Origin of the sequence: Azonexus fungiphilus (genome assembly GCF_003634965.1) — a bacterium.
GTDB lineage: Bacteria > Pseudomonadota > Gammaproteobacteria > Burkholderiales > Rhodocyclaceae > Azonexus > Azonexus fungiphilus.
In genome coordinates, this window is sequence record NZ_RBXP01000020.1 from 123328 (window position 1) to 149665 (window position 26338).

Consider the following 26338-nt stretch of genomic DNA (forward strand, 5'->3'; position numbering starts at 1 on the left):
CCTTGCGCATTCCGCGTGCATGAAGAAACACCCGCCTTCTGACAGGCGGGGAAGCGATTGGTTCTGCCGCCGGCTCAGCCGACGAAGCGCATCGACAGGTCGAGCGCCTTGACGTCCTTGGTCAGCGCGCCAACGGAAATGCGGTCGACGCCGGTTTCGGCGATCGCCCGGATGGTCTCCAGGCTGACGTTGCCCGAGGCTTCGAGCACCGCCCGGCCAGCATTGATGGCAACCGCGTCGCGCAGCAGCGCCAGCGGGAAATTGTCGAGCAGGATCATCGTCGCGCCGGCGGCGAGGGCCTGGCGCAGTTCGTCGAGGTTTTCGACTTCGACCTGAATGAAGCGACAACGGTCGACGGCCGTTTCGGCAACTTTTTGCGCCGCGGCGAAGGCTTGCGCGATGCCGCCGGCCGCGTGAATGTGATTTTCCTTGATCAGGATCGCATCCCACAGCGCCAGGCGGTGGTTGCCGCCGCCGCCGGCGCGAACCGCGTATTTCTGGGCGATGCGCAGACCGGGCAGGGTCTTGCGGGTATCGACGACCTGCGCCCGGGTGCCGGCGATTGCGTCGGCATGGATACGTACCTTGCTGGCGACCGCCGACAGCAGTTGCAGGAAATTCAGCGCGCTGCGCTCGGCGGTGAGCAGTGCCCGGCCGTTGCCTTCGATGGTGCACAGCAGCTGGTCGGCGGCGATGCGCTCGCCGTCCGCCGCCTGCCAGCTGACCGTTGCCGCCGGGTCGAGGCGGCGCACGCATTCGTCGAACCAGGCGGTACCGCAGAGCACACCGGGTTCGCGCGAGATGACCGTGGCCCTGACTTGACGCTCGCCGGGAACCAGCGACGCGGTGAGGTCGCCGGCACCGATATCCTCGGCCAGGGCGGCATCGACGTTGCGGGCGATTTCGGTGGCGAGCGGGTAGGCGAATTCAATGGGCATGGCGGGTTCGGCAGCAGTCGGAAGGGCGGATTGTACCGTTTGCATGGCCGCCCAGCGGTCTTTTTCAGCGCTCCATGGTGAAAACTCGTGGCGAGTAAATTAGAATGGCCCGCCAGTAAAAATATGCCAACATCGGGGGGTTAAATGCAGAAACAGGGGAAGCGCGTTTGGCGCGCCAGGACTTGTCTGATCGCGGGAGCCGTGGCCATGCTGCTCGGCGGTTGCGCGACCGGGTACAACAGCAAGGTCGGCTCGACCATCGACGCCGTCAGGACGGGCGCGCTCGATGCCGCGCTGGCCGATCTTGACGCCAAGAACCAGGGCAAGGACAAGGATCTGCTCTATTACCTGGAAAAGGGCGAACTCCTGCGCATGCAGGGCAATTACGGCGACAGCGTGTCGTCCTGGTCGCAGGCCGATGCCAAGGTCATCGAGTGGGAAGAGGCGGTCAAGACCGACTACGCCAAGGTGCTCGGCAATGTCGGTTCCTTCGTCTTGAACGACACCACGCGCCGCTACGACGGCCGCGACTACGAAAAGGTCCTGCTCAGCACCCGCCTGGCGCTCGATTACGTCGCCCAGGGCAAATGGGATCTGGCCCGGGTCGAGATCAAGAAGATGCACGAGCGTGAAGCGATCATCGCCGAGTTCCGTGCCAAGGATCTCGACGACGCCAAGGCCAAGGCCGAGGAAAAGGGCCTCAAGGCAACCAGCTTCAAGGATCTGCAGGGCTATCCGGTGGAAACGCTCGACGATCCCGAGGTCAAGGCCCTGAAGAACTCCTATGAGTCGGCCTTCGCCAACTACCTCGCCGGTTTTGTCTACGAGGCGCTGGGCGAGCCGTCGCTGGCCGCTGCCGGTTATCGCAAGGCGATCGAGATGCGCGGTGCGACGCCGGTGCTGTCGGAGGCGCTGGCGCGTCTCGATCAGCGTACCGGTGCGGCAGCCGGCAAGCAGAAGGCGGTCAAGAAAACCGCCAAGGGCAAGGCGGTCGCCGTCGAGCCGCAGGGGGTCGATACGCTGCTGATCGTCGAAACCGGTTACTCGCCGGCGATCACTTCGCGTGTGCTGCCGATTCCGCTGCCGATCCCGACCAAGGGCGGGCTGAGCATCGTGATGACGCCGCTGTCCTGGCCGGTGGTCGAGAAGGGCGACGCCAGCGTCGTCCCGGGCCTGCTGACGGTCAACGGCAATGCGCTGCCACTGACGCTGATGACCAGCGTCGACCAGATGGCACGGCGGGCGATTGCCGACGAAATGCCGGGGATCATCGCTCGTTCGTCGGTGCGCGCGATTCTCAAGGGCGCCGCCCAGAAGGCTATCCAGGACAACGTCTCGGGTGCCGGTGGTGCCGTGTTGAGCATCATGGCCGGGGTTGCGGCGGTGGCTTCCGAGCAGGCCGACGAGCGCACCTGGCGGACCTTGCCCGGCTTTTTCTCGATCGCCCGTAGCGTGCTGCCTCATGGCAAGAACCAGCTCACCCTCGGCCTCGGTGGCCTGCCGGTGACGCGCGAAGTGTCGCTCTCCGGCAAGCACGCGGTGGTCGTCCTGCGCACCAGCGGCGAGGTTGTCTATCTCAGCCAGACGCCGTACGACGAGAGCCAGTTGCCAGCCGTGCAACCGGCCGCGCCGGCCAAGGCGGTCAAGCCGGCGGCCAAGCCCAGGACCCCGGCCAAGCCGGCGGCGAATACCGAGGTCCAGGCCGGCAAGAAGATCTAGCCGGCGACCTATTTCCTACCCAAGACAGAGCAAAGAAGAGAATCCCATGAACTATGCAAAACTGGTTTCATCCCTGCTTCTCGGTACCGGCCTGCTGTTCGCCGGTGCGGCTTCGGCCCAGAGCATGGCGGCGCAGATCGAGCAGCACGGCGAGTCGCGCTACGTCACCGTCAGCTCGCTGATGGCCAAGGAGCGCAACGGCTTCATGGCGATCCAGTTCGAACTGGCGAACAGCGACAGCGATCCGCAACGCGCTTTCTGGCGCATCAAGTGGCTCGATGCCGATGGTTTCCAGGTGTGGGACGATGAACCCTGGAAGCCCGTGCTGGTCCAGGCGCGGGCTCGCCAGAACATCAGCGCCAGCGCGCCGACGCCCAAGGCCCGGGATTTCCGCATCCAGTTCACGGCCGAAAAGAACTGGTCGACCTCTTCGTCGCCGGCCAACTACCCGGCCAACTGATCCCGATTTATCCATTCATTTCGCAAGGAAGATGTTCGTGAATATCAACAAAACCCTCCTCGGTCAGCGTCTCGGTCTCGCCGCAGCTCTCGCCCTCGGCCTTTCCGCCTGTGTCACCACCCCGACCGTCGGTTCCGGCAATGTCGCCTATGGCGATGCCAAGGCCGTCGAGCAGGTGACCAACGAGTTCGGTTCGACCGACCTGCAGATGATTGCCGAAACGATGGCCCGTTCGCTGGCCCAGTCCTACGCCGGCAACAAGGTCAAGCCGCTGGTGACGATCGCCGAAGTCAAGAACAAGACTAGCGAGTTCATCGACACCCGCGCGATCACCGACTCGATCCGCGTCCAGTTGCTCAAGAGCGGCACCTTCCGCTTTGCCACCGACATCGCCGGCATGCAGAACCAGACCGACGAGCTGATCCGCCAGAATCAGTCGGGCATGTACAAGAAGTCGAAGACGGCCAAGACCGGTCGCATGGAAGGCGCCCAGTACCGCATCGAAGGCAACATCACGTCGATCGTCAAGCGCGGCTCCGACGTCAAGGATGTCTATTACAAGTTCAGCCTGATCATGACCGACAACGAGTCCGGCGTGATCGAATGGGCCGACGAGAAGGAAATCCGCAAGACCTCGAAACGTTGATCGGGAGCCGTCGATGATCACCAGGAATCCCTTGCGCATGCTCGGCCGCCTTGCCATCGCCGGCGCCATCGCCGTCACGGCGATGGCTGCCGGTGCCGATGCGCCGCGCATCGCCGTCACCGACCTGTCGTACGAAGAGACGGTCAGCGCCTATTTCGAGAATGTCGAGTACAAGGAAAAGTTCAACGCTTCGGCTTCGCGCAGCGAGCGCTTCCGCGATTCCGACTACGCCTCGTCGGGCGCGTCGAGCGAGCGTGCCCGCGCCAGCGGCGAGGTTTCCTACCGCTCGTCGTCGGGTGTCTACACCTTCATCAATCGCGGCGAACTGCGCAAGTTCACCGCCGACATCAAGGGCGAGCTGCTGCGCGCGGGTTACCGCGTCGTCCAGGGCAAGCCGTGGACGCAGAAGAACACCGAGAAGCTCTACGACATCATCGGCCGGATCAAGCAGGGCTACTACGCCGGTGCCGACTATGTGCTCTGGGGGACGATCAACCACGTCGAGTTCCGCGACGAGGTCAACCCGATCCAGGGCTCGAACGCCACCTCGGTGTCGCTCTCGCTCGAGCTGGTCGGCGAGTTTTCGCTGATCAACACCAAGACCTACGAGGTCAAGGCAGCGTTTTCGGCGCTCGGCGAAGGCAGCGACACCAAGTTCGCCAACGCCGCCGGGACACGCATTTCGCTCAACCGCGGCAAGGTCATGCAGGAAGTCTCGCGCAGCCTGGGCGAAGCGGTGGCCAGCGAAGTCAGCGGCCAGTTCGGCGGCGGTTCCGGCTACGAGCCGCGCAGCAATCAGGAGGGCGGCAGCCGTAACCTGCGTCCGGTCGAGGAGCGTTCGGAAAAGGTCATCATCTACAAGTGACCGGCTACCGGCCAAGGCCCGCAACCCGCACCCCGCGTGCGGGTTTTTTTATGCCGCCGCGCCGGCCAGGCAGCGGTTGAGGCAGGTCCGGGCGGCGTCGATCAGTTCGCTTGCGGTCATCCCGGCCGGACCGATGCCGGCGTCGACCAGACGGTCGCCGGCGGCGCCGTGCAGGTGCACGGCGGCGAGCAGGGCGGATTCGGCCGGCCACTGCTGGGCGAGCAGGGTGGCGGCCTGGCCGCTGAGGACGTCGCCCATGCCGGCGCTGGCCATGCCCGGATTGCCGGTGGTGTTGATCCACCAGCGACCGTCGGCGCTGGCGACGACGGTGCCGCAGCCCTTGAGCGCGACAACCGCGGCGCAGCGCCGGGCCAGTTCGCAGGCGGCGGCGATGCGGTCGTCCTGGACCGCTGACGTCGAGCAGCCGAGCAGGCGCGCGGCCTCGGCCGGGTGCGGCGTGAGCAGGCTGGGGGCGGCGCGCTGGCGCAAATTTGCCTGCAAACGGGCGTCGACCGCGAGCAGGTTGAGCGCGTCGGCATCGAGCAGCAAGGGCAGCGGGCTGGCCAGTGCCCGTTCGACACAGCCGGCGGCGGCGCCGTCGGTGCCCAGCCCGGGGCCGCAGGCGAGCGCCTGCAGTTCGGCCTCGAACAGCGCAGCGGGCGGACGGATCATCAGTTCGGGCTGGATCGGGTCGACGCTCGGCGCGGCCGGGTCGAGCAGGCCGAGATAAACCCGGCCGGCGCCGAACTTGAGGGCGGCGCGGCCGGCCAGCAATGCGGCGCCGCTCATCGACGGGCCGCCGCCGAGGATGCCGACGCTGCCGAAGACGCCCTTGTGCGAGTTGCGCCGGCGCGCTTGCAGGCAAGCGGCGAAGTGGGCGCGGCCGACGATCTCGCCGTCGGCCGGCGGCAGTGCCGGCAGGTCGAGGTCGGCGACGCGGATCTGGCCGCAATGGTCGGGGCCGTCGCCGGTGAATAGTCCGGGCTTGCCGGCAATGAAGGTGATCGTGTGGCTGGCCGCGATGCAGGTGCCGGGACGGCGGCCGCGGTCGGCGTCGAGGCCGGACGGGCAGTCGAGTGCCAGCAGCGGGCAGCCGTCGCGCCGGGCGAGGCGGTTGGCGGTGTCGATCCACTCGGCGTGGATGCCATCCGGCGCTCGCGTCAGGCCGATGCCGAACAGGCCATCGACGATCAGGCCCCAGTGGTCGACGGCCGGAATCCGGTCGCTGCTGCCGCCGCCGGCCGCGATATCGGCGTTGCGGGCAGCCGCGGCATCCGGTGGCAAGCGGGCGGGGTCGCCGGCGTAGACCAGGCGGACGTCGAAGAAGCGCTGGCGGAGCAGGCGGGCGACGACGAAGGCATCGCCGCCGTTGTTGCCCGGGCCGGCGAGGATCAGCACCGGCCGCTGGCGGTCGCCGGCGAGTTCGCAGGCGAAATCGGCGGCAGCGCGGCCGGCGCGTTCCATCAGTGGCAGGCCGGCGTGGCTGGCTTCGATCTGGCGCAGCGAAGCGCTCAGGCGCAGGCCGCTGCAGGCGGTGGCGTTTTCCATGCGTCCATTCTAGCGGGCATCGGGCGGCTGCGCGCGCTCTCAGTCGGTCCAGGCGGCGTCGAGGGCGACGAGAATGCGCGGGGCACATGCCGGGGTGACCGGCGGCGAGCGATGAACAATGCCGCGATCGCCGTTGCCTTGCCAGTGCTGGCCTTTGAGTAGCGCTACCGAGAACGGGGCAAGGCGTTCGATGCGGTGTCCGGAAAGCAGCAGTCCGGAGCATTCGTCAGGTTTGCCGGCGGCGGCTGCACCGAGCAGTCGGCGGTCGATGCCGCTGTCGTCCACCCATTCGGTGCCCGGGCCACGATAGGTGCACAGCAGACGGATCCCGACACGGTCGACATGCAGGCGCGGGCACATTGCCTGATCGACCACTTCCAGGCGCAGGCCGACATGATCGGCGGCCAGCAGTTCGCCGAGTATTTCGGCGAGCAGGGCGAGGTCGTCGGCGAGTGCTTCACGCCCGGGGCCGGCCGGCCAGTGGGCGAGTTGCGGCCGATCGCCCGGCCTCAGTATCTGGCGCAAGCCGCTGCCGAGGTCGCCGGCGTGCCGCTCAAGCCAGTGGACGATGGCTGGGTCGGGTGGTCGTCGCCATTCGGCGATCTGGATCGCCGGTTCGAAGATGCGGGTCAGGCCGAGTGCGTCGTCGCTGATGGCAGCCTGCCCGGAGATGTTGTGCAACAGGGGAGCGTTCATGGTTTTTTGCCCGATTTTGCGGTCGACCGTGGCATTAGCGTAAAAATGCCAGTGCCTGGCCGCGGCAGGCGGCATGCAACTGCCCGCGATGCCAGGCGAGCTGGCCGGAGACGATGGTGCTGCGGACCTCGCTGCGCCAGCGCCGGCCGGCGAAAGGCGACCAGCCACAGCGGCTGAGGATGGGCGCCGGCGCGGCTGCCGGCGGCCGCGGGCCGAGCAGGACAAGATCGGCCCAGTAGCCCTCGCGCAGGTAGCCGCGCTCGGCGATCCGGAACAGGTCGGCAACGCGGTGACTGGTCTTGGCAACTAGCGTCGGCAGGTCGATGCAGCCGTCGTGCACCAGTTCCATCAGGGCTGGCAGGGCATCCTGGGCGAGCGGCAGGCCGGCCGGTGCCTGGAAGTAGCCGGCAGCTTTCTCGGCCAGCGTGTGCGGCGCATGATCGGTGCCGATCACGTCGAGGCGATTGCCGGCCAGTGCCTGGCGCAAGGCGTCGCGGTCGGCCCGCGTCTTGACCGCCGGGTTGCATTTGAGATGGCTGCCGAGCCGGGCGTAGTCGGCGTCGTCGAACAACAGGTGATGGACGCAAACTTCGGCGGTGATGTGCTTTTCAGCCAGCGGCCGGTCTTCGAACAGGGCGAGTTCGCGTGCGGTCGACAGGTGCAGGACGTGCAGGCGGGTGCGGTGCTGGCGGGCCAGCGCCACCGCCAGTGACGACGAGCGATAGCACGCCTCGGCGTCGCGGATCAACGGGTGAGCGGATAAGGGCACCGCGTCGCCGTGGGTTTTTCGCCATTTTTCCTCGTTGACCGTGATCGACGGCGTATCTTCGCAGTGTGCGATCAGCAGGGTCGGGGCGCAGGCGAAAAGGCGTTCCAGGACCGCCGGATCGTCAACCAGCAGATTGCCGGTCGAGGCGCCCATGAAGACCTTGATGCCGGCGACGGCGCACGGGTCGAGGGCGGCGACGGCAGCGAGGTTGTCGTTGGCGGCGCCGAAGTGAAAGGCGTAGTTGGCGTGCGCGCTGCCGGCGGCAATCGCTTTCTTTTCCTGCAAGGCGGCCAGCGACAGGGTCGGCGGCCGGGTATTCGGCATGTCCATGAAACTGGTGATGCCGCCGGCCACGGCCGCAGCCGACTCGCTGGCGATGCTGCCCTTGTGCGTCAGTCCCGGTTCGCGGAAGTGCACCTGGTCGTCGATCATGCCGGGTAGCAGCCAATCGCCGTCGGCGTCGATTTCCTCGTCGGCGGCACCACAGATGCTGCTGCCGATCTTGTCGATGCGGCCGTCGCGGATCAGCAGGTCGCCGGCGCGGATCTGGCCCTCGTTGACCAGGCGGGCATTGCGGATCAGGAGTGTCGTCATGGCCGGGCGTTCTCGCGGACGCCGCAGAACATCGCGAAGGCTTCTTCGACCACCGCCTGCGGCAGGTCGCGGACGATGAACACGAGGCGGCTGCAGCGATCGTTGTAGGGCGCCTGTTGCGGCCAGTCGTCGAGGCGGGCGTAGGGGTAGAGCACGCGCTGGACGCACTGGACGACGCGCGGCTTGTGATCGCCGATGACATTGAGCAGCCCCTTGATGCGCAGGATGCGGTCGCCGGCGGTCTCCAGCAGGCTGCTGATCGCGTCGGCGAAGAACGACCAGTGCAAGGGTTCGGCGAACGTCAGCGCGAAACTGAAGACGTTGGCGTCGTGGCGATCGACGTCATGGTGGTGGTGATGTCCGTGCGCCAGGCGGCGCTGTTCGCGGACCTTTTCCTCGGCCAGCCAGCCGGCGACGTCGGCGCTCTTCCCGTCCGGGTCGTAGAGGCCGCAATGGCTGATCGAGGCGGCGGCGAGTTCGCCCCGGCGCACGTAGATCTGGGGGGCCGAGGGATTGATGCGGCAGAGGGTGGCGCTGACCGCGCTCAGTTCGGACGGGCTGGCCAGGTCGCATTTGCTGAGCAGCAGGCGATCGGCCATGGCGATCTGCTTGACCGGCTCCGGATGCAGCGCCAGCTGGCTGTGAATGTGCGTTGCGTCGACGACGGTGACGACGCCGTCGGTGCGGAAGCGTTCGGCGATGAAGAAATCTTCCATCAGCGTGAAAATCACTGGCGCCGGATCGGCCAGGCCGGTCGTTTCGATGATGACCCGGGCAATTGGCGGCAGTTCGCGGCGCAGGCTGCGCATGAACAACTCGCCCAGGCTGCGGGTCAGGTCGCTGCGCACGGTGCAGCAGATGCAGCCGGAATCGAGCAGGACCAGATCGTCGTCGATCTTGGTCACCAGGTGATGGTCGATGGCGACGCTGCCGAACTCGTTGATCAGTACCGCGCTGCGGGCCATCTCCGGTTGGTTGAGCAGGTGATTGAGCATGGTCGTCTTGCCGGCGCCGAGGAAACCGGTGAGCAGGGTGACGGGAATGCGGCGGTCGTGGTTTTCAGGAGGCATGGGAGCGAGTCTGGCGGTGTGCCGCAAGGGTGTCGGCAGTGTTGAAAATGCAATGTAATAACATAACATTTTCAGCCTTCGTTCAGGCGAGCTTTCCGGTTTCCGCCTGGCATGTCGGCCGCAGGTCGCTTTATAGATCGTCGAGCCGGGCCAGCAGCCAGTCGCGCCGTTCGCTGATGCGCTCGCGTTCGTCGGCCGGCAGCCGCTGCAGGTTCTTCAAGGGCAGGGCCAGGCGCGGGTTGGCGGCGAAGCGCCGGGCGTGGCGGGCGAGGAAATCCCAGTACAGCGTGGTGAACGGGCAGGCCGTTTCGCCGCTGCGTTCCTTCGGCCGGTAGCGGCAGCTGCGGCAGTAGTCGCTCATCCGGTCGATGTAGGCGCCGCTGGCACAATAGGGCTTGCTGGTCATTCCCGGCCAGGCGTTGAGCGCCATGCCCAGGGTGTTCGGTTCCTCGACCCAGGCCACCGCGTCGACATAGACGGCGAGGTACCAGTCGGCGACCTGGCGCGGATCGAGCCCGGCGAGCAGGGCGAAATTGCCGGTGATCATCAGGCGCTGGATGTGGTGGGCGTAGCCGTGCTCGAGCGTCTGCCCGATCACTGCGGCGAGGCAGGCGGCCTGCGTGCGGCCGCTCCAGAACCAGGCCGGCAGCGGCTGCCGGTGGTCGTACTGGTTGGCGCTGGCCAGCGCCGGCATGTGCCGGTGGTAGATGCCGCGGACGAACTCGCGCCAGCCGAGGATCTGGCGGATGAAGCCCTCGGCAGCGGCGAGCGGCACCCGGCCGGCGGCACAGGCTGCCTCGGTGGCGGCGATGACCCGGCGCGGATCGATCAGCTTGAGGTTGAGCGCGGTCGACAGCAGCGAATGCCACAAGAACGGCTGGCCGGACCACATCGCGTCCTGCCAGCGTCCGAAGTCGGGCAGGCGATGCGCGATGAAGTCGGCGAGCGCGGCCTCGGCCTGGGCGCTGGTGACCGGCCAGGCGAAGCTGTCGAGCGAACCGGGATGCATCGGGAAATGCCGGGCGACATCGGCGATCGCGCTGCGGGTCAGCGCATCCGGTGCGAAGCGCAGGGGCGGCGGCAGCAGTCCGGGGCCGTGGCGGCCGAAGGCCTGGCGGTTGTCGGCGTCGAAATTCCACTGGCCGCCGAGCGGCTCGTCGCCGGCCATGAGCACGTCGTGGCGCTTGCGCTGCCAGCGGTAGAAATACTCCAGGCGCAGCTTGTCGCGCGTGCCGGCCCATTCGGCAAAAGCCTCGGTCGAGCAGAGGAAGTGCGGGTCGGGGCGGACCAGCAGCGCCACCCCGGCTGCCCGGCAGGCCGCGTCCAGCGCACCCTGCACGCGCTGGTCGCCGGCTTCGAGCATGACGACGGCGCGCACGCCGGCGAGGCGGGCGGCGAGGGCGGCGGCCAGCGTGGCGTGGGGATGCTCGCCGAGGCGCAGGTAGTCGAGCGGATAACCGGCATCGCGGAAGGCCGCGGCGCGGTGGCGCATGGCGGCGAGGAACAGCGCCGAGCGGGCGCGATGACTCCACACGTGCGTCGATTCCTCGGTCGCCTCGATCATCAGCAGGCGATCGCTGGCCGCATCGAAGTCGGCGAGCAACGGGTGCGGGTCGGGGTGCAGCTGGTCGCCGAGGACCAGGAACAGGCGGCTCATCGCGGGCCGTGCCGGCGGCAGGCAGCGGAACAGAATCTGACGGTCGACCAGCTGTTTTTCCATTTTTTGCGCCAGCTCATCGGTCGACCGCAAGCGACACAGGGTTTGACCGGCAGGGCCGCCTTGTTGCCGCGGAAAGCGCTGCCGGTGGTCATTGTTGCGGATGAGCGGCGCGCCAGTCGGCCAGTGCGGCGATTGCCTCGGCAAAACCGCCGAGGCTGCGCACGCCGTCGATTGGCGGCACCCTGGCCATGCCGCCACCGCCGACCCAGAGTTCGCGTCCCGCCGACAGGGCCGCGCGCAGTTGCTGGAGCAGCCCGGGGATCTGGCGTGTCGGGAAGGCAACCGAGAACGACAGGGCGACGATGTCGGCGGCGTGGGCCTCAGCTGCCCGGACGATGTCGATGACCGGCATCTGGGTGCCGAGCGGAATGCACTCGGCGCCTTCCAGGGAAAACAGGGCTTCGGCCATGAGCAGGCCGAGCACGTGTTCTTCGTTGGGAACGCTGGTCAGCAGCAGGCGCGGCCCGCGGCCGGCAGGCAGGGTTGCGATGCTCTGGCGGAGTACGCGCTTGGTCAGTTCGGTGAACAGGTGTTCCTCGAAAACCTCGAAGCGGCCGGCTTCCCAGGCGCCGCCGACGAGTTCGGCGAGTGGTGCGACGCTGTCCAGGACAAAGCGCTGCAGGCCCTGGCGGGCCAGCCGCTGCTGCATGGCCTGCTGGAAGCCGGCCGCATCGTGCGCCTTGATCAATCCCATCAGTTCGGCGAGTTCGTGGTCGGGAGCCGGTGGGCAGCGATTATCGGGGCGGCGCGGCGCCAGCTCGGCCAGCGATGCAAACGGTGCCGCAAGCAGCTTCCCGGGGCGATGTCCTTGATCCATCAGGCGTTTTATCTGGCGCAGGCGCTCGACCTGATCGGCCGGGTAGCTGCGTTCGCCGTTGGCGTCGCGCGACGGATTCGGAAAACCGTAGCGGCGTTCCCAGACGCGCAGCACATCCTTGGACAGACCGGTATCGCGCTCGACGGCGGCAATCGTGTAGGTCAGTGTGCTCATGTTTGTCCTGAACAAAGTTGTGTCGAACGATTGACAATCGCTTTTTGTGACCCTATCTTACGAACAAGGATTTTATTTGTCCAGGACAAAAGAGGTGATCATGTTGCTCAAGCTGATGCGTTGTCTGGGGTTGGCCGGCGTTCTCGGTGGCGGCATTTCGGCGCCGGCGCTGGCCGGGGAATGCCCGCCGCTGCTCAATCACACCTTCACCACCTTGCAGGACGGCAAGCCGATGCCGCTCTGCCAGTACGCGGGCAAGGTGATTCTGGTGGTGAACACTGCCAGCTACTGCGGTTTCACCTCGCAATACGACGGCCTGGAGAAGCTCCACGACCGGCTCAAGGATCGCGGCCTGGTGGTGATCGGCTTCCCGTCCAACGATTTCGGCGAGCAGGAGCCGGGCTCGGAAAAGGAAATCGCCGAGTTCTGCCGCCTCACCTACGGCGTCGAGTTCCCGATGGCCGGCAAGACCCTGATCAAGGGGCGCAACGCCCACCCCTTCTTCCTCAAGCTGGCCGACATCACCCGCAGCACGCCGCGCTGGAACTTCCACAAGTACCTGATCAACCGCGACGCGACCCAGGTGATCGCCTTCGGCAGTTTCACCAAACCGGACGACAAGGCACTGGTCGCCCGCATCGACGAATTCCTCGGACGCTGAACAGCATGGACAAGACAAAGCAGCAGCGCATCGCCGTCATCGGCGCCGGCATTTCCGGACTGGCCAGCGCCTGGCTGCTCGGCCGCCGGCACGCGGTGACGCTGTTCGAGGCGGGCAGTTACCTGGGCGGGCATACCAACACGGTCGACGTCACCCTGGAAGGAAAAACGCATCCGGTCGATACCGGTTTCCTGGTCTTCAACGAGAAGACCTATCCCAACCTCATCGCGATGTTCGCGCTGCTCGGCGTCGACAGCGTCGAGACCGAGATGTCCTTTGCCGTCAGCCTCAGCCAGCCCGATCTCGAATGGGCCGGCAGCAACCTGGCGACGATCTTCGGCCAGAAGCGCAACCTGGTACGCCGCCGCTTCTGGGGGATGCTCTCCGACATCCTGCGCTTCAACCGCGAGAGCAGCGCCTGGCTGGCGACGCATCCGGCGCAGTCGGGCAGCCTGCGCGATTTCCTGGCTGCCGGCGGCTACTCGTCGGCTTTCTCCGATTGGTACCTGCTGCCGATGGCGGCGGCGATCTGGTCCTGTCCGACCGGACAGATGCTCGACATGCCGCTCGCCACCTTCATCCGCTTCTGCCACAACCACGGCCTGCTGCAGGTCTTCGACCGGCCCCTGTGGCGCACCGTGCGCGGCGGCGGCCGCAGCTACGTGGACAAGATCGCCGCCCAGCTCGACGATGTCCGCCTGGGCTGTCCGGTCCGCGCCGTCGAACGCGACGCCGGCGGCCTGCGCGTCAGTCATGCCGGCGGCAGCGAAAGCTTCGACCAGGTCGTGCTTGCCTGTCATAGCGACCAGGCTCTGGCCATCCTCGGCGCCACCGCCAGTCCCGGCCAGCGCGAGGTGCTGGCGGCGATCCGCTACCAGCCCAACCGGGCGCTGCTGCATACCGATGCGGCGCTGCTGCCGCGCGACCGCAAGCTGTGGTCGGCCTGGAATTACTTCGCCGGCGCCGGTGCGCCGGGCGACCAGCCGGTCGGCGTCTCCTACCTGATCAACAAGCTGCAGCCGCTGCCCTTCGCGACGCCGGTGGTGGTCACCCTGAACCCGGCGCGCGAGCCCGATCCGGCCCGCGTCATCGGCGAATTTTCCTACGCCCATCCGATCTTCGATGCCGTGGCGATTGCCGCCCAGCAGCGCTTGCCGGCGGTCCAGGGCGAAGGCGGCATCTGGCTGGCCGGCGCCTGGGGCAGCTACGGCTTCCACGAGGATGGCCTGAAGTCGGCCTTGCGCGTGGCCAACGGCCTCGGCGTGGCGGCGCCGTGGCAAGGTGCGCCCGGCCTGGCCGAGGCCGTCGCCGTGACGCACTGAGGCGATCATGCTGCCGCAGCTTTTCTTCGGCCACGTGATGCACCGGCGCTTGCGCCCGGCGGTCAACGCCTTCGTCTATCCGCTGTTCTACGTCCAGCTGCCGCTGCGCCGGCTGGCCTCGGCAAAATGCGCGATTTTCGGGGTCGACCGTAAAAACCTGCTCAGTTTCCACAGCCGCGACCATGGCCCGCGCGACGGCAGTCCGCTGCTGCCGTGGATCGAGGCCCGGCTGCGCGAGCAGGGCCTGCCGGCCGACGGCGAGATCGTCCTGCAGACCTTTCCGCGTGTCTGCGGCTACGTCTTCAATCCGGTCAGCTTCTGGTACTGCCACGATCGCGAGGGGCGGCTGATCGCCGTGCTCGCCGAGGTCAACAACACCTTCGGCGGCACCCACAGCTACCTCCTGCATCGCGACGGCGCCGTCCTGCCCGAGGGCGAGACGCTGAGCGCCGCCAAGTGCTTCCATGTCTCGCCGTTCAACGAGATCGAAGGCGCTTACCGCTTCCGTTTCCTGCTGCAGCGGCCGGTCCAGCTGGCCCGCATCGATTACGACGATGCCGCCGGCGAGCTGCTGCTGACCTCGATTTCCGGGCGGCCGCGCGGCTGGTCGTCGGCAGCCCTCGGCCTGGCGCTGCTGAGGATGCCGTTGCTGACGCTCGGCGTGATTTTCCGCATTCACTGGCAGGCCCTGAAGCTGTGGCTCAAGGGCGTGCCGTTCCGGGGGGCGGCGCCGGCCAGCCGGCAGCGCCCCCCGCCCGTACCGGAGTCGACCCGATGAGCAATACCCTGATCCTGCGCGGCGACGAACGCCTGGCGCGCGATACCCGCACCGTCTTCGAGCTGCTCGAGAAGCTGCAGGGCGGCCTGCTCGAGGTGCGCCTGCCGGATGGCTCGAGCGCCCTGTTCGGCGACGGCGAGAGCGGCGTCTCGCTGCAGGTGCACGACGAAGCGATGTTCGGCCGGATTCTCGCGCGCGGCGACATCGGCCTCGCCGAGGCCTACCTCGACGGCCAGTGGGACGCCTCGGATCCGTGCGCGCTGCTGACGCTGCTGGCCCGCAACCGGCCGGCGTTGCGCCGGGCGCTCTACGGTTCCTGGCGGCAACTGCTGGCGGCGCGGCTGCGTCACTGGCTCAACCGCAACAGCCGCAGCGGCAGCAAGCGCAACATCATGGCCCATTACGACCTGGGCAACGATTTCTACCGCCTGTGGCTCGATCCATCGATGAGCTACTCGGCAGCCCTTTATCGCGACGGCGACGACGGTTCGCTGCTGGCGGCGCAACACGCCAAGTACCGGCGCATCCTCGAGCGGCTGCGGGCGCAGCCGGGCCAGCGGGTACTCGAAATCGGCTGCGGCTGGGGCGGCTTCGCCGAGATGGCGACGGCGGCCGGTCTGGCGCTGACCGGCCTGACCTTGTCGCCGGCCCAGCTGGCCTGGGCCCGCCAGCGCGTGCCGCAGGCCGACCTGCGTCTGCAGGATTACCGCGACGTCGGCGAGCGCTTCGATCACGTCGTCTCGATCGAGATGTTCGAGGCCGTTGGCGAGCGCTGGTGGCCGAGTTATTTCCGTACCCTGGCCGGGGCGCTGAAGCCGGAGGGCAGGGCGGTGGTGCAGAGCATCACCATCGACGACGGCCTGTTCGCCGCCTACCGCAAGGGCACCGATTTCATCCAGCAGTATGTCTTTCCCGGCGGCATGCTGCCCTCGCCGGCGGCTTTCCGCGCGGCGGCGGGCAAGGCCGGGCTGCGCGTCAGCGACGAATTCGCCTTCGGCCTCGATTACGCGCGTACGCTCGCCGAGTGGCGTCAGTCCTTCGAAGCCAACTGGCCGGCCATCCAGCCGCTCGGCTTCGACGAGACCTTCCGCCGGCTGTGGCGACTCTATCTGTGCTATTGCGAGGCCGGCTTCCGGGCCGGCAGCATCGATGTCGTCCAGTTCGAACTCGCACATCGCTGACCCGCGCCGTCGCCGGCTGCTGCTCGGGCTTGCCGGGCTGCCGCTGGCTGCCGGCGCCGCCGGCGATCCGACGCAGGGACTGCAGCGCCGCGGGCAGGGGCGGTTCACCCGTTTCGGCCTGCTCATCTACGAAGCCACCCTGTGGTCCGGCGCTTCGCCCGAAGAACCGCCGCTGGCCTTGCGCCTCGATTACCGGCGCAGCATCGCCGGGCGCGCCATCGCCCGGGCCAGCGTCGACGAGATGCGCCGACTGGGCGCCGACGAAGCCTCGCTCAGTCGCTGGGGGGCGCAGATGGCGGCGTTGTTCCCGGATGTCCCGGCCGGCGATGCGATCCTCGGCGTGTACCAGCCCGGGCGTGCCGAATTCCTGTTCAACGGCCGCTGGCTCGGCGTCATCGACGACGCCGAGTTCGCCCGCCGCTTCTTCGCGATCTGGCTCGATCCCCGGACCAGCGCCCCGGTGCTGCGCGCCGCCCTGCTCGGCGCGGGGGCCTGATGGCCGCCACCCTGCCGTTGCCGCGGGTGCTCGCCTACGGCCTGCTGGGCATGCCGCTGGCTTTCGCCGCCTTGCCGCTCTACGTGCATGTGCCGGGTTTCTACGCTTTTGCCACCGGCATGGATCTGGCACTGCTCGGCGGCATCCTGCTGGCGACGCGGCTGCTCGACGCGCTGGTCGATCCCTGGCTGGGCTGGCTGGCCGACCGCGTGCCGCGGCGGAGCATGCTGGTGCTGGCGCTGCTGCCGTTCGCCGCCGGCTTCTTCGCCCTGCTCAATCCGCCGGAGACGCAGGTCGCCGTCTGGCTGGCCGGCTCGCTGGCCCTGACCTACCTCGGTTTCTCCGCTGCCAGCGTCGCCTACCAGGCCTGGGGCGCCGATGTCGGTGGCGATTCCCGGGGACGCACCCGGCTGACCGCCGCGCGCGAAGGTTTCGGGCTGCTCGGCGTGGTCCTCGCCGCTGCCTTGCCGGGCTGGCTGGCGGCATCGCCGGTGCAGGGAACGGCGGCGCTGGCCTGGGTCCTGCCACCCTTGCTGGCGATCGCCGCACTGGCTGCCCTCGCTTGCGTCGGCGCCGGGCCGGGCCGGGTCGCTCCGGCCCTGGCTCCCATGACCAGCCTGCGCCGGGTCCTGGCCGACCCGGGGTTCCGCCGGCTGCTCCTGGTCTTTGTCGCCAACGGCCTGGCCGCGGCGCTGCCGGCGACGCTGTTCCTCTTCTTCGTCGCCGACGTGCTGCGGGCACCGGCCGCCAGCGGCGCCTTGCTAGCCCTGTACTTCGTCGCCGGTGCCGCCTCGCTGCCTTTCTGGGTGGCGCTGGCCGCGCGTCGCGGCCGGGTCGTCGCCTGGCTGCTGGCGATCGGCCTGGCGACGCTGGCTTTCGCCGGTGCCGGCCTGCTCGGGCCTGGCGACGTCCTGCCTTTTGCCGCGATCTGCCTGCTCTCCGGCCTGGCGCTCGGCGCCGACCTCGCCCTGCCGGCGGCGATTGCCGCCGATCTCGGCGAGCGCCAGGGACAGGCGGGCGCCTGCTTCGGTGTCTGGAATTTCGCCGCCAAGCTCAACCTGGCGCTCGCCGCCGGGCTCTCGCTGCCGCTGCTTGGCTGGCTCGGCTACGTCCCGGGCGGCGACCGGGGCTTGCCGGCGCTGATCTTCGCCTATGCGCTGCTGCCGCTCGCCGGCAAGGCGCTGGCGGCTTTCCTGTTGTGGCGCTGGCGCCATTTTCTCGAGGTCCGATGATGAAACTCCTGCCTGCCGTCTTGTTTGCCCTCGGTTTGAGCGCCTGCGCCTCGGGCGGTATCGAGCAGTACCGCGATGCCCGGCCGGGGCTCGACCTGACCCAGTACCTGAACGGCCGGCTCGAGGCCTGGGGGATGTTCCAGGGCCGCGATGGGCGCGTGCAGAAACACTTTCACGTCGCCATCGATGCCCGCTGGGCGGGCAATGTCGGGATCATCGACGAGGATTTCAGCTGGTCCGACGGCAGCCGCTCGCGTCGGGTCTGGACGCTGACCCGCCAGGCCGACGGCAGCTTCCGCGGACGCGCCGACGACGTCGTCGGCGAGGCGGTCGGCGAAGTCGCCGGCAATGCCTTGCGCTGGCGCTACGTGCTCGCCTTGCCGGTCGATGGCAAGGTCTATCACGTCGATTTCGACGACTGGATGTTCCTGGTCGGCGACAAGGTGATGCTCAACCGCTCGTCGATGTCGAAATGGGGTTTCCATCTCGGCGAAGTGACGCTCAGTTTCGTCAAGCCATGAATCCGGCCATCGTCGACTGGCAGGGGCGGCGGGTCTGGCTGGTCGGTGCTTCCAGCGGCATCGGCGCGGCCCTGGCGGAAAACCTGGCGGCCCGCGGCGCCCGCCTGGCGCTGTCGGCGCGGCGGGTCGAGCGGCTGCAGGGCCTTGGCCTGGCCGATGTCTTGCTGTTGCCCTGCGATGCCACCGACGTCGCTGCACTGGCGGCAGCCCGTGCCGAACTGGTCGCCTGCTGGGGCGGCGTCGACCTGGTCATCTACCTGGCCGGCGACTACCAGCCGATGCGCGCCGACGACTTCGACCTGGCGCTCGCCGAGCGCATCGTCGAGGTCAATTTCAATGCCGCGCTGCGTCTGGTCTCGGTCGTCCTCGGCGACCTCCGCCCCGGTGGCGGCATTGCCTTCTTCGCCAGCGTCGCCGGCTATCGCGGCCTGCCGCGGGCGCTCGCCTACGGTCCGGGCAAGGCGGCCTTGATCCACTTCGCCGAATGCCTGCACCTCGACCTGGCGCCGCGTGGCATCGGTGTCTGGGTGGTCAATCCCGGCTTCGTCGCCAGCCAGCTGACGGCGCGCAACGATTTCGCCATGCCGGCCCTGCTGACGCCGGCGCAAGCGGCGGCTGCCACGGTCGACGGCCTGCGCGGCGGAAAATTCGAAATCCACTTTCCCCGGCGCTTCACCTGCTGGCTGAAGCTCCTTGCCCTGTTGCCGTATGGCTGGTCTTTCCGGCTGATCCGGCGTTTTACCGGAGGTTGAGATGCCGCTCGACGACCTGATCCACTTCTACCAGACCCTGACCCCCGATGGCGTTCGTCGCTTCGGCGAGTTCTACAGTGCCGACGCCTATTTCAAGGACCCGTTCAACGAGGTACGCGGGCTGGCCGCGATCGAGGCGATCTTCGCGCACATGTTCCGCCAGGTCGATGCGCCGCGTTTTTGCGTCACCGAGCAGATCGTCGATGGCGGCGCTGCGATGCTGGTCTGGACCTTCCATTTCCGCAGCCGCTGGCCGCTCGCCGCCGATCGCGTGATGCGCGGCGTTTCCCACCTGCGCTTCGCCGCCGACGGCAAGGTCGATTACCACCGCGACTACTGGGACACCGGCGAGGAGCTGTACCTGCAGCTACCCGGCCTCGGGCTGCTGATGCGCGGCTTGCGCCGCGCCCTCGGCACGCCCGCTGCTGCCTCGGGCCGGTCTCACTCGACCGGCGCGAAGCCGTAGTAGGAGCCGTAGGCCGACGGCGCCGGCGCGTAGGCGGCGACCTTGATCGCATCCGGCACGCTGACGCGGTCGGTGAATCCGTCCACACCACCGTCGTCCTGCTGCCAGCGGGACTCGACCTCGGCATCGCTGAGCCGTTCCAGGCCGAGGCTGGCATCGAAACGCGGCGAGCGGTATTCGACGGCGGTGTCGTGGGCAATGAACAGGGTATGGGGGCAGGCGGTGATCCGGGTTTCGTCGGCCGGGTCGGCGCCGATCACGCGGGTGCCGCAGAACGGGCAATGCACCGGCGTGTAGTAATGGGTCTTCAGTTCGGTGCGCTGGATGCTGGGAGTCATCGGATCTTTCCTGGTTGGGGGCTTAGCGCCGGAAGGCGGGATGGCGACGCAGGTCGCAATGGGAGAGGCCGGCCAGTTCGCCGACCACGCGGTTGATGCCGTGGCCGAGCAGCCACCAGGCATTGCCGTAGGGCAGGACGGAAACGCCGGCTTCGGCGCAGAGTTGTTGAGCACGCGCTCGTTGTTGTTCGAGATTCATGATTTCTTTCGTCAATGGCCCGACGCCGGCCAATGCCGGTCGGGCGGCCCCGGGGCGCGCCGCTGGCGCGGGGAAGGGGCGTGGGCGGCGCTTTGCCGCGCCGGTGGGGAACACCGTCGGTGTCGGGAGGTCAGGCCTTGGCCTGGGCATTTGCCCCGCTTGCTTCGGCGATGGCAGAAGGCGGTATCCGGCCGGAGGCCAGGGATTCAGGGCGGGAAGTGAATTGCGGAAAGCTGCGGCGGGCGGTGCGCGGAAAGCGCCCGGCGGTGCCGTCATCAGGGGAAAGCGAGGTTTTGGCGGGGCTCGTATGGGCAGCACAGCCGCTTTCGCTGCGGTGCACAATACGCGTCATTGTCAGGAATGGCAACCGAAATCCCGAAACAGCCGGTGTGCCAGGCGGATCGTTGCCGCGTGGATGGCGACCGTATCGTCGATGTTGCGGGCGTAGCCGCCGGCCATCGCGATCGCCACCGGCAGTTCGCGTTCGTGGCAGCCGGTCAGGACCATCCGGTCGCGTTCGCGCAGCCCGTCGAAGGTCAGCGCCAAGCGGCCGAGACGGTCATCGTGGTAAGGGTCGGCCCCGGCCAGGTAGATGACCAGGTCGGGGCGGGCGAGGTCGAGGGCGGTGTCGAGGCCATGGCGCAACTGCAGCAGGTAGGCCTGGTCGCCGCAACGGTCGGGCAGTTCGATGTCGAGGTCGCTGTTTTCCTTGGCGAACGGGTAGTTGCGGGCGCCGTGGATGGAAAAGGTGAAGCTGCGCTCGTCACCGCGCAGGATGGCGGCGGTGCCGTTGCCCTGGTGTACGTCGCAATCGACGATCAGCACGCGGTCGACGCGGCCTTCGGCCTGCATCGCGCGGGCGGCGACGGCGGCGTCGTTGAACACGCAGAAGCCCTCGCCGTGATCGGCGAAAGCGTGGTGGGTGCCGCCGGCGAGGGTGGCGGCAACGCCGTCGCGCAGCGCAGCGCGGCAGGCGGCGAGGGTGGCGCCGGCGGAGCGCCGGGAGCGCTCGACCATTTGCGCCGACCACGGGAAACCGATGGCTTTTTGTGCCTTTTCGTCGAGTCGACCGTCAACGACCCGGGCGATGTAATCGGGGTCGTGGGCGCGCGCCAGCTCCTCGTCGCTGGCCGCCGGCGGGACCTGGAAGTCGGCGGCCGAGAACTCGCCCGAAGCGAGCAGCGCCTGGCGCAGCCGGGCGTACTTCTCCATCGGGAAGCGGTGCCCCGGCGGCAGCGGCAGGACGAAAACGTCGGTGTAGAACAGCTGCACGACCGACGGCGGGCGGATTCAGTTGAGCGTGGCCGACAGCTTGCGGCGGAACTCGCGGACGAGGTCGTCGTACTGCTCGCCGGTGAGCGCGTCGAAGAACTGCAGCAGCGTCTTGCGGCCGGCGCCTTCATCGAAGAAACGGTCGCGGCGGACGACCTCGAGCGCCGCCTCGAGTGCTTCGCGGAAACGGCTCTGGGCAGCGTAGGCGCGGGCCAGTTCGAGACGGGTGGCGTGGTCGTCGGGGTGGGCAGCGAGTTTGGCCTCGAGCGGCGCGGTGTCGGCGGCGCCCTGGGCGAGGGCGAGGCGGGCGCGCAGTGCGGTGGCGCGCTCGGGATCGTTCGGGTATTCGCCGGCGAGCAGCTGGCCGGCTTCGTCGTTGCGGCCGAGCTGCATCAGCACGTCGATCGCGTCGAGCTGCACGGCCTGGTCCTGCGGGTCGGCCTGGCTGGCTTCGACCAGGCAGGCCAGCGCTTCCTCGAGCTTGCCCTCGGCCACCAGCGCCGCCGCCTGCTCGCGCAGTGCCGGCTGTTCGCCTGCGCCGGCAGGCAGGGCGATGCGCTCGAGGAACTCGCGTACCTGGCCCTCGGGCAATGCCCCGTTGAATTCGTCGACCAACTGACCCTGGAACACGACCTTCACCGAGGGAATGCTGCGCACGCCGAAGTGGCCCGCCAGTTCCGGGTTCTCGTCGGAATTGACCTTGGCCAGCAGGAAGCGGCCCTTGTATTCGTCGGCGAGCTTCTCCAGCATCGGCTTGAGCGTCTGGCAAGGGGCACACCACGGCGCCCAGAAGTCGACCACCACCGGTACCTGCAGCGAGGCCTGGAGGACCTGGGCTTCGAAATTCTCGAGGGAAACGTCAAAGGAAAACTGGGACATGGCGGACTTCCGGTCAGGCGGTTTCAGGAGGACGCCATTCTAGCGGAGAGCGTCGGCGATGCGGCGGACGGCTTTCGCTGAGCGGCGATTTTCGGCTATCATTCTGCTTTCCCGCAGCCTGTCTTTCCATGACCAAATTTGTTTTCGTTACGGGCGGTGTCGTGTCCTCGCTGGGCAAAGGCATCGCCGCCGCGTCGCTGGGGGCCATTCTGGAATCCCGCGGCATCAAGGTTACCCACCTCAAACTCGACCCCTACATCAACGTCGATCCGGGCACGATGAGTCCCTTCCAGCATGGCGAGGTATTCGTCACGGAAGACGGCGCCGAGACCGACCTCGACCTTGGTCACTACGAGCGCTTCACCAGCGCCCGCATGACCAAGCGCAACAACTTCACCACCGGCCAGGTCTATGACTCGGTGCTGAAGAAGGAGCGGCGTGGCGAGTATCTCGGCAAGACGGTGCAGGTCATCCCGCACATCACCGACGAGATCAAGGGCAAGGTCAAGGCCGGCGCCGAAGGCGCCGACGTGGCCATCGTCGAGGTCGGCGGCACGGTCGGCGACATCGAGTCGCTGCCCTTCCTGGAAGCGATCCGCCAGATGGGCATCGAGGAAGGCCGCAACAACGTCTGCTACATGCACCTGACGCTGCTGCCCTACATCCCGACCGCCGGCGAACTGAAGACCAAGCCGACCCAGCATTCCGTCAAGGAACTGCGCGAGATCGGCATCCAGCCGGACATCCTGCTCTGCCGCGCCGACCGTTCGATTCCGGTCGAGGAGCGGCGCAAGATCGCGCTGTTCTGCAACGTCATGCCGGAAGCCGTGATCGAGTGCCTCGACGCCGATTCGATCTACAAGATTCCGGGCATGCTGCACGAGCAGATGCTCGACGAGATCGTCTGCCACAAGCTGAACATCCTGGCCAAGGCCGCCGACCTGACCGTCTGGGAGAAGCTGATCGAGGCCATGGAGCATCCGCAGGCCACGGTCAGGATCGCCTTCGTCGGCAAGTACGTCGATCTGACCGAGTCGTACAAATCGCTGATCGAGGCGATCAAGCACGCCGGCATCCATACCCGCAGCAAGATCGACATCGAGTACATCGACTCCGAGAACATCGAGAAGGAAGGCACCGGCGTCCTCGAGAGCATGGACGCGATCCTGGTCCCGGGCGGTTTCGGCCGCCGCGGTACCGAGGGCAAGATCGCCGCGATCCGCTATGCCCGCGAGCACAAGGTGCCTTACCTCGGCATCTGCCTCGGCATGCAGATGGCCGTCGTCGAATTCGCCCGCCACGTCGCCGGCCTCAAGGACGCGCACTCGACCGAATTCGTTGCCGATACGCCTTTCCCGGTGATCGGCCTGATCACCGAATGGCTCGACGCTTCCGGCAAGGTCGAGAAGCGCAGCGAGGATTCCGACATCGGCGGCACCATGCGCCTCGGCGCCCAGGTCTGCCAGCTCAAGGAAGGCTCGCTGGCCCGCCAGATCTACGGTGCGGCCGAGATCACCGAGCGCCATCGCCACCGCTACGAAGTCAACAACACGCTGCTGGCCAGGCTCGAGGACAAGGGCCTGGTGGTTTCCGGGCGCGCCCCGGGGACCGACCTGTGCGAGATGGTCGAATTGCCGGCCGACGTCCATCCGTGGTTCGTCGCCTGCCAGTTCCATCCGGAATTCACGTCCAACCCGCGCCAGGGCCACCCGCTGTTCACGTCCTACGTGAAGGCTGCGCTGGCCAGCAAGCAAGGCAAGAACGGATGAAACTCTGCGGTTTCGAGGCTGGCCTGGACCAGCCTCTTTTCCTGATCGCCGGTCCCTGTACCGCCGAATCGGAGCAGCTCTGCCTCGACGTCGCAGGCCAGTTGAAGGAAGTTTGCGGTCGACTGGGTGTGAACTACATTTTCAAGGCGTCCTACGACAAGGCCAACCGCAGCTCCGGCAATTCGGTGCGCGGCCTCGGCCTCGACGAGGGCCTGCGCATCTTCGCCGAAGTGCAGCGCCAGATCGGCGTGCCGGTGCTCACCGATGTGCACGAGATCGACCAGATCGCCTCGGTGGCGGCGGTCGTCGATGTCCTGCAGACGCCGGCTTTCCTGTGCCGCCAGACCGATTTCATCCACGCCGTGGCTGCCTGCGGCAAGCCGGTGAACATCAAGAAGGGCCAGTTCCTGGCCCCGGGCGACATGAAGAACGTCGTCGCCAAGGCGCGCGAAGTGAACAACGGTGCCGACAACATCATGGTCTGCGAACGCGGCGCCAGCTTCGGCTACAACAACCTGGTCTCGGACATGCGCTCGCTGGCGATCATGCGCGAAACCGGCTGCCCGGTCGTCTTCGACGCCACTCACTCGGTGCAGTTGCCGGGCGGGCAGGGCACGGTCTCGGGCGGTCAGCGCGAGTTCGTCCCGGTGCTGGCGCGGGCGGCCGTCGCCGTGGGCATTTCCGGGCTGTTCATGGAAACCCATCCGTGTCCGGAAAAAGCCTGGTCCGACGGCCCCAATTCGTGGCCGCTGGCACGCATGCCGGCCTTGCTGGAAACCCTGGTGGCACTTGATCGCGCCGTCAAGTCGGCCGGTTTCGAGGAACTCAAGTGAGCGTCCGTGGCTACCTGATCGCCGAAGCCTCGGTGCGCGATCCGGCGGCCTACGAGATCTACAAGGCGCTCGCCCAGGCGGCGATCGCCCAATACGGCGGGCGCTACCTGGTGCGCGGCGGCGACAGCGAAGTCCTCGAGGGCGGCTGGGCCAAGCCGCCGCGGCTGGTCATCGTCGAATTCGAATCGCCCGAACAGGCCCGCCGCTTTTACGCCTCGCCGGAATACCAGGCTGCGCGCACAGCGCGCCTGGCGGTCGCGGACATGAACATGCTGGTCGTCGCCGGCGTAGATAATTTACTTTAATTACTGACTGTAACTTACTGAAAGGGAAGAACAATGAGTTCTATCGTCGATGTCGTTGCACGTGAGATTCTCGATTCTCGCGGCAACCCCACGGTCGAGGCCGACGTGCTGCTGGAGTCCGGCGTCATGGGCCGTGCCGCGGTGCCGTCCGGCGCCTCCACCGGCACCCGCGAAGCGATCGAGCTGCGCGACGGCGACAAGAGCCGTTACCTCGGCAAGGGCGTGATGCAGGCGGTCGAGAACATCAATACCGAAATCTCGGAAGCGATCATCGGCCTCGATGCCCAGGAACAGGCCTTCATCGACCAGACGATGATCGAACTCGACGGTACCGACAACAAGTCGCGCCTCGGTGCCAACGCCATCCTCGCCGTCTCGATGGCTGTCGCCAAGGCGGCCGCCGAGGAATCCGGCCTGCCGCTGTACCGCTATTTCGGCGGCATGGCCCCGATGCAGATGCCGGTGCCGATGATGAACATCATCAACGGCGGCGAGCACGCCAACAACAGCCTGGACATCCAGGAATTCATGGTCATGCCGGTCGGTGCCAACACCTTCCGCGAAGCCCTGCGCTGCGGTGCCGAGATCTTCCACGCGCTGAAGAAGCTGCTCGACAAGGCCGGTCACTCGACCGCCGTCGGCGACGAGGGCGGTTTCGCCCCCAACCTCGGCAGCCATGCCGAGGCGCTGGAAATCATCATGCAGGCGATCGAGGCCGCCGGCTACGTGCCCGGCCAGGATGTCCTGCTGGCGCTCGACTGCGCCGCTTCCGAGTTCTACAAGGACGGCAAGTACCACCTCGCCGGCGAGGGGCTGCAGCTGACCTCCGAGCAATTCACCGATTACCTGGCCAACCTCTGCGACCGTTTCCCGATCGTCTCGATCGAGGACGGCATGTCGGAAGCCGACTGGGACGGCTGGAAGCTGCTCACCGACCGCCTCGGCAACAAGGTCCAGATCGTCGGCGACGACATCTTCGTGACCAACACCAAGATCTTCAAGGAAGGCATCAAGAAGGGCATCGGCAACGCCATCCTGATAAAGATCAACCAGATCGGCACGCTGTCGGAAACCTTCGCCGCCGTTGAAATGGCCAAGCGCGCCGGTTACACCGCGGTCATCTCGCACCGTTCGGGCGAGACCGAGGACAGCACCATCGCCGACATCGCCGTCGGTCTCAACGCCGGCCAGATCAAGACCGGTTCGCTCAGCCGCTCGGACCGCATCGCCAAGTACAACCAGCTGATCCGGATCGAGGAAGACCTCGGCGATACCGCGTCCTACCCCGGCCGCGAAACCTTCTACAACCTGCGCTGAT

General features: G+C 67.4%; 29 protein-coding genes. 17 read left to right on the forward strand and 12 right to left on the reverse strand.

Going from position 1 to position 26338, the window contains the following annotated elements; genetic code table 11:
- Positions 1 to 74 precede the first annotated feature (74 nt).
- Positions 75 to 938 carry a carboxylating nicotinate-nucleotide diphosphorylase gene (gene nadC / locus DFR40_RS16525; RefSeq protein ID WP_121459599.1) on the reverse strand — a complete coding sequence of 288 codons (864 nt, stop codon included), beginning with the start codon at positions 936 to 938 and terminating at the stop codon, positions 75 to 77.
- 207 nt (positions 939 to 1145) lie between these two features.
- On the opposite strand from nadC, the gene DFR40_RS16530 reads away from it, so the two are divergent.
- From DFR40_RS16530 to DFR40_RS16545, 4 genes are read left to right on the forward strand one after another with little or no spacing between them, the layout of a single operon-like run.
- Positions 1146 to 2657: a COG3014 family protein gene (locus tag DFR40_RS16530; RefSeq protein ID WP_173580611.1), complete on the forward strand. Its 1512-nt coding sequence runs from the start codon at positions 1146 to 1148 to the stop codon at positions 2655 to 2657.
- A 46-nt stretch (positions 2658 to 2703) separates the two neighbouring features.
- Entirely contained in the window at positions 2704 to 3117 is a 414-nt protein-coding gene (locus tag DFR40_RS16535) for a DUF1425 domain-containing protein (protein ID WP_170160255.1), read from the forward strand.
- 37 nt (positions 3118 to 3154) lie between these two features.
- Positions 3155 to 3763 carry a penicillin-binding protein activator LpoB gene (gene lpoB / locus DFR40_RS16540; RefSeq protein ID WP_211329824.1) on the forward strand — a complete coding sequence of 203 codons (609 nt, stop codon included), beginning with the start codon at positions 3155 to 3157 and terminating at the stop codon, positions 3761 to 3763.
- Between the two features lie 13 nt (positions 3764 to 3776).
- Positions 3777 to 4628, forward strand: a complete 852-nt coding sequence (locus DFR40_RS16545; protein WP_121459602.1) for a penicillin-binding protein activator LpoB — start codon at positions 3777 to 3779, stop codon at positions 4626 to 4628.
- Positions 4629 to 4676: 48 nt separating this feature from the next.
- Here the strand turns inward: DFR40_RS16545 and DFR40_RS16550 are convergent, their stop codons facing one another.
- The 7 genes from DFR40_RS16550 to DFR40_RS16580 form a co-directional block, all read right to left on the reverse strand.
- Positions 4677 to 6176: an NAD(P)H-hydrate dehydratase gene (locus tag DFR40_RS16550; protein WP_121459603.1), complete on the reverse strand. Its 1500-nt coding sequence runs from the start codon at positions 6174 to 6176 to the stop codon at positions 4677 to 4679.
- A gap of 39 nt (positions 6177 to 6215) precedes the next feature.
- A complete protein-coding gene (locus tag DFR40_RS16555) occupies positions 6216 to 6872 on the reverse strand; it encodes a DUF1826 domain-containing protein (protein ID WP_121459604.1) in 657 nt (218 codons plus the stop codon).
- Between the two features lie 34 nt (positions 6873 to 6906).
- Positions 6907 to 8235, reverse strand: coding sequence for a dihydroorotase (locus DFR40_RS16560; protein ID WP_121459605.1), 1329 nt, complete (start codon positions 8233 to 8235; stop codon positions 6907 to 6909).
- The gene (locus DFR40_RS16565; RefSeq protein ID WP_121459606.1) at positions 8232 to 9305 is read right to left on the reverse strand and encodes a CobW family GTP-binding protein; all 1074 of its coding nucleotides are present in this window, start codon (positions 9303 to 9305) and stop codon (positions 8232 to 8234) included. Before DFR40_RS16565 ends, DFR40_RS16560 begins: the two co-directional genes overlap by 4 nt.
- 130 nt (positions 9306 to 9435) lie before the next feature.
- Positions 9436 to 11025 (reverse strand): cryptochrome/photolyase family protein, encoded by a 1590-nt coding sequence (locus tag DFR40_RS16570; RefSeq protein ID WP_245985727.1) that lies wholly within the window; start codon positions 11023 to 11025, stop codon positions 9436 to 9438.
- Positions 10959 to 11117, reverse strand: coding sequence for a DUF2256 domain-containing protein (locus tag DFR40_RS17530; RefSeq protein ID WP_121459608.1), 159 nt, complete (start codon positions 11115 to 11117; stop codon positions 10959 to 10961). The genes DFR40_RS16570 and DFR40_RS17530 overlap by 67 nt, the downstream gene beginning before the upstream one ends.
- On the reverse strand, positions 11114 to 12016 hold the full coding sequence (locus DFR40_RS16580) for a MerR family transcriptional regulator (protein WP_121459609.1): 903 nt from the start codon (positions 12014 to 12016) through the stop codon (positions 11114 to 11116). Before DFR40_RS16580 ends, DFR40_RS17530 begins: the two co-directional genes overlap by 4 nt.
- Before the next feature lie 76 nt (positions 12017 to 12092).
- Here DFR40_RS16580 and DFR40_RS16585 point away from each other — a divergent pair, with 76 nt between their 5' ends.
- From DFR40_RS16585 to DFR40_RS16625, 9 genes are read left to right on the forward strand one after another with little or no spacing between them, the layout of a single operon-like run.
- Positions 12093 to 12677 carry a glutathione peroxidase gene (locus DFR40_RS16585; protein WP_245985729.1) on the forward strand — a complete coding sequence of 195 codons (585 nt, stop codon included), beginning with the start codon at positions 12093 to 12095 and terminating at the stop codon, positions 12675 to 12677.
- 5 nt (positions 12678 to 12682) lie between these two features.
- Entirely contained in the window at positions 12683 to 13999 is a 1317-nt protein-coding gene (locus DFR40_RS16590) for an NAD(P)/FAD-dependent oxidoreductase (RefSeq protein WP_121459610.1), read from the forward strand.
- A 7-nt stretch (positions 14000 to 14006) separates the two neighbouring features.
- Positions 14007 to 14777 (forward strand): DUF1365 domain-containing protein, encoded by a 771-nt coding sequence (locus tag DFR40_RS16595; RefSeq protein WP_121459611.1) that lies wholly within the window; start codon positions 14007 to 14009, stop codon positions 14775 to 14777.
- Entirely contained in the window at positions 14774 to 15958 is a 1185-nt protein-coding gene (locus DFR40_RS16600) for an SAM-dependent methyltransferase (protein WP_121459612.1), read from the forward strand. The genes DFR40_RS16595 and DFR40_RS16600 overlap by 4 nt, the downstream gene beginning before the upstream one ends.
- Positions 15927 to 16454 (forward strand): chalcone isomerase family protein, encoded by a 528-nt coding sequence (locus DFR40_RS16605; protein WP_121459613.1) that lies wholly within the window; start codon positions 15927 to 15929, stop codon positions 16452 to 16454. The genes DFR40_RS16600 and DFR40_RS16605 overlap by 32 nt, the downstream gene beginning before the upstream one ends.
- Positions 16454 to 17686 (forward strand): MFS transporter, encoded by a 1233-nt coding sequence (locus DFR40_RS16610; RefSeq protein WP_245985730.1) that lies wholly within the window; start codon positions 16454 to 16456, stop codon positions 17684 to 17686. Before DFR40_RS16605 ends, DFR40_RS16610 begins: the two co-directional genes overlap by 1 nt.
- Positions 17686 to 18207, forward strand: coding sequence for a DUF3833 domain-containing protein (locus DFR40_RS16615; protein WP_211329825.1), 522 nt, complete (start codon positions 17686 to 17688; stop codon positions 18205 to 18207). The genes DFR40_RS16610 and DFR40_RS16615 overlap by 1 nt, the downstream gene beginning before the upstream one ends.
- Positions 18204 to 18959: an SDR family NAD(P)-dependent oxidoreductase gene (locus DFR40_RS16620; RefSeq protein ID WP_121459615.1), complete on the forward strand. Its 756-nt coding sequence runs from the start codon at positions 18204 to 18206 to the stop codon at positions 18957 to 18959. Before DFR40_RS16615 ends, DFR40_RS16620 begins: the two co-directional genes overlap by 4 nt.
- 1 nt (position 18960) lies before the next feature.
- On the forward strand, positions 18961 to 19425 hold the full coding sequence (locus tag DFR40_RS16625; RefSeq protein WP_121459616.1) for a nuclear transport factor 2 family protein: 465 nt from the start codon (positions 18961 to 18963) through the stop codon (positions 19423 to 19425).
- Here DFR40_RS16625 and DFR40_RS16630 read toward each other — a convergent pair.
- The 4 genes from DFR40_RS16630 to DFR40_RS16640 form a co-directional block, all read right to left on the reverse strand.
- A complete protein-coding gene (locus DFR40_RS16630; protein ID WP_121459617.1) occupies positions 19401 to 19763 on the reverse strand; it encodes a hypothetical protein in 363 nt (120 codons plus the stop codon). The two genes, DFR40_RS16625 and DFR40_RS16630, sit on opposite strands and share 25 nt — an antisense overlap.
- Positions 19764 to 19785: 22 nt before the next feature.
- Positions 19786 to 19962, reverse strand: a complete 177-nt coding sequence (locus tag DFR40_RS17200) for a hypothetical protein (protein ID WP_170160256.1) — start codon at positions 19960 to 19962, stop codon at positions 19786 to 19788.
- Positions 19963 to 20316: 354 nt separating this feature from the next.
- Positions 20317 to 21234, reverse strand: coding sequence for a histone deacetylase family protein (locus DFR40_RS16635; RefSeq protein ID WP_121459618.1), 918 nt, complete (start codon positions 21232 to 21234; stop codon positions 20317 to 20319).
- A gap of 18 nt (positions 21235 to 21252) precedes the next feature.
- Positions 21253 to 22113 (reverse strand): tetratricopeptide repeat protein, encoded by an 861-nt coding sequence (locus DFR40_RS16640; RefSeq protein ID WP_121459619.1) that lies wholly within the window; start codon positions 22111 to 22113, stop codon positions 21253 to 21255.
- A gap of 128 nt (positions 22114 to 22241) precedes the next feature.
- Between DFR40_RS16640 and DFR40_RS16645 the strand changes: the two genes are divergently transcribed.
- Genes DFR40_RS16645 through eno form a run of 4 tightly spaced genes read left to right on the forward strand, consistent with a single transcriptional unit; the run spans position 22242 to position 26337 of the window.
- Positions 22242 to 23882, forward strand: coding sequence for a CTP synthase (locus DFR40_RS16645; RefSeq protein WP_121459620.1), 1641 nt, complete (start codon positions 22242 to 22244; stop codon positions 23880 to 23882).
- Complete coding sequence (gene kdsA / locus DFR40_RS16650) at positions 23879 to 24715, forward strand: 3-deoxy-8-phosphooctulonate synthase (RefSeq protein WP_121459621.1); 837 nt, start codon at positions 23879 to 23881, stop codon at positions 24713 to 24715. The genes DFR40_RS16645 and kdsA overlap by 4 nt, the downstream gene beginning before the upstream one ends.
- Complete coding sequence (locus DFR40_RS16655; RefSeq protein WP_121459622.1) at positions 24712 to 25020, forward strand: DUF1330 domain-containing protein; 309 nt, start codon at positions 24712 to 24714, stop codon at positions 25018 to 25020. Before kdsA ends, DFR40_RS16655 begins: the two co-directional genes overlap by 4 nt.
- A gap of 33 nt (positions 25021 to 25053) precedes the next feature.
- A complete protein-coding gene (gene eno, locus DFR40_RS16660; RefSeq protein ID WP_121459623.1) occupies positions 25054 to 26337 on the forward strand; it encodes a phosphopyruvate hydratase in 1284 nt (427 codons plus the stop codon).
- Position 26338 lies beyond the last annotated feature (1 nt).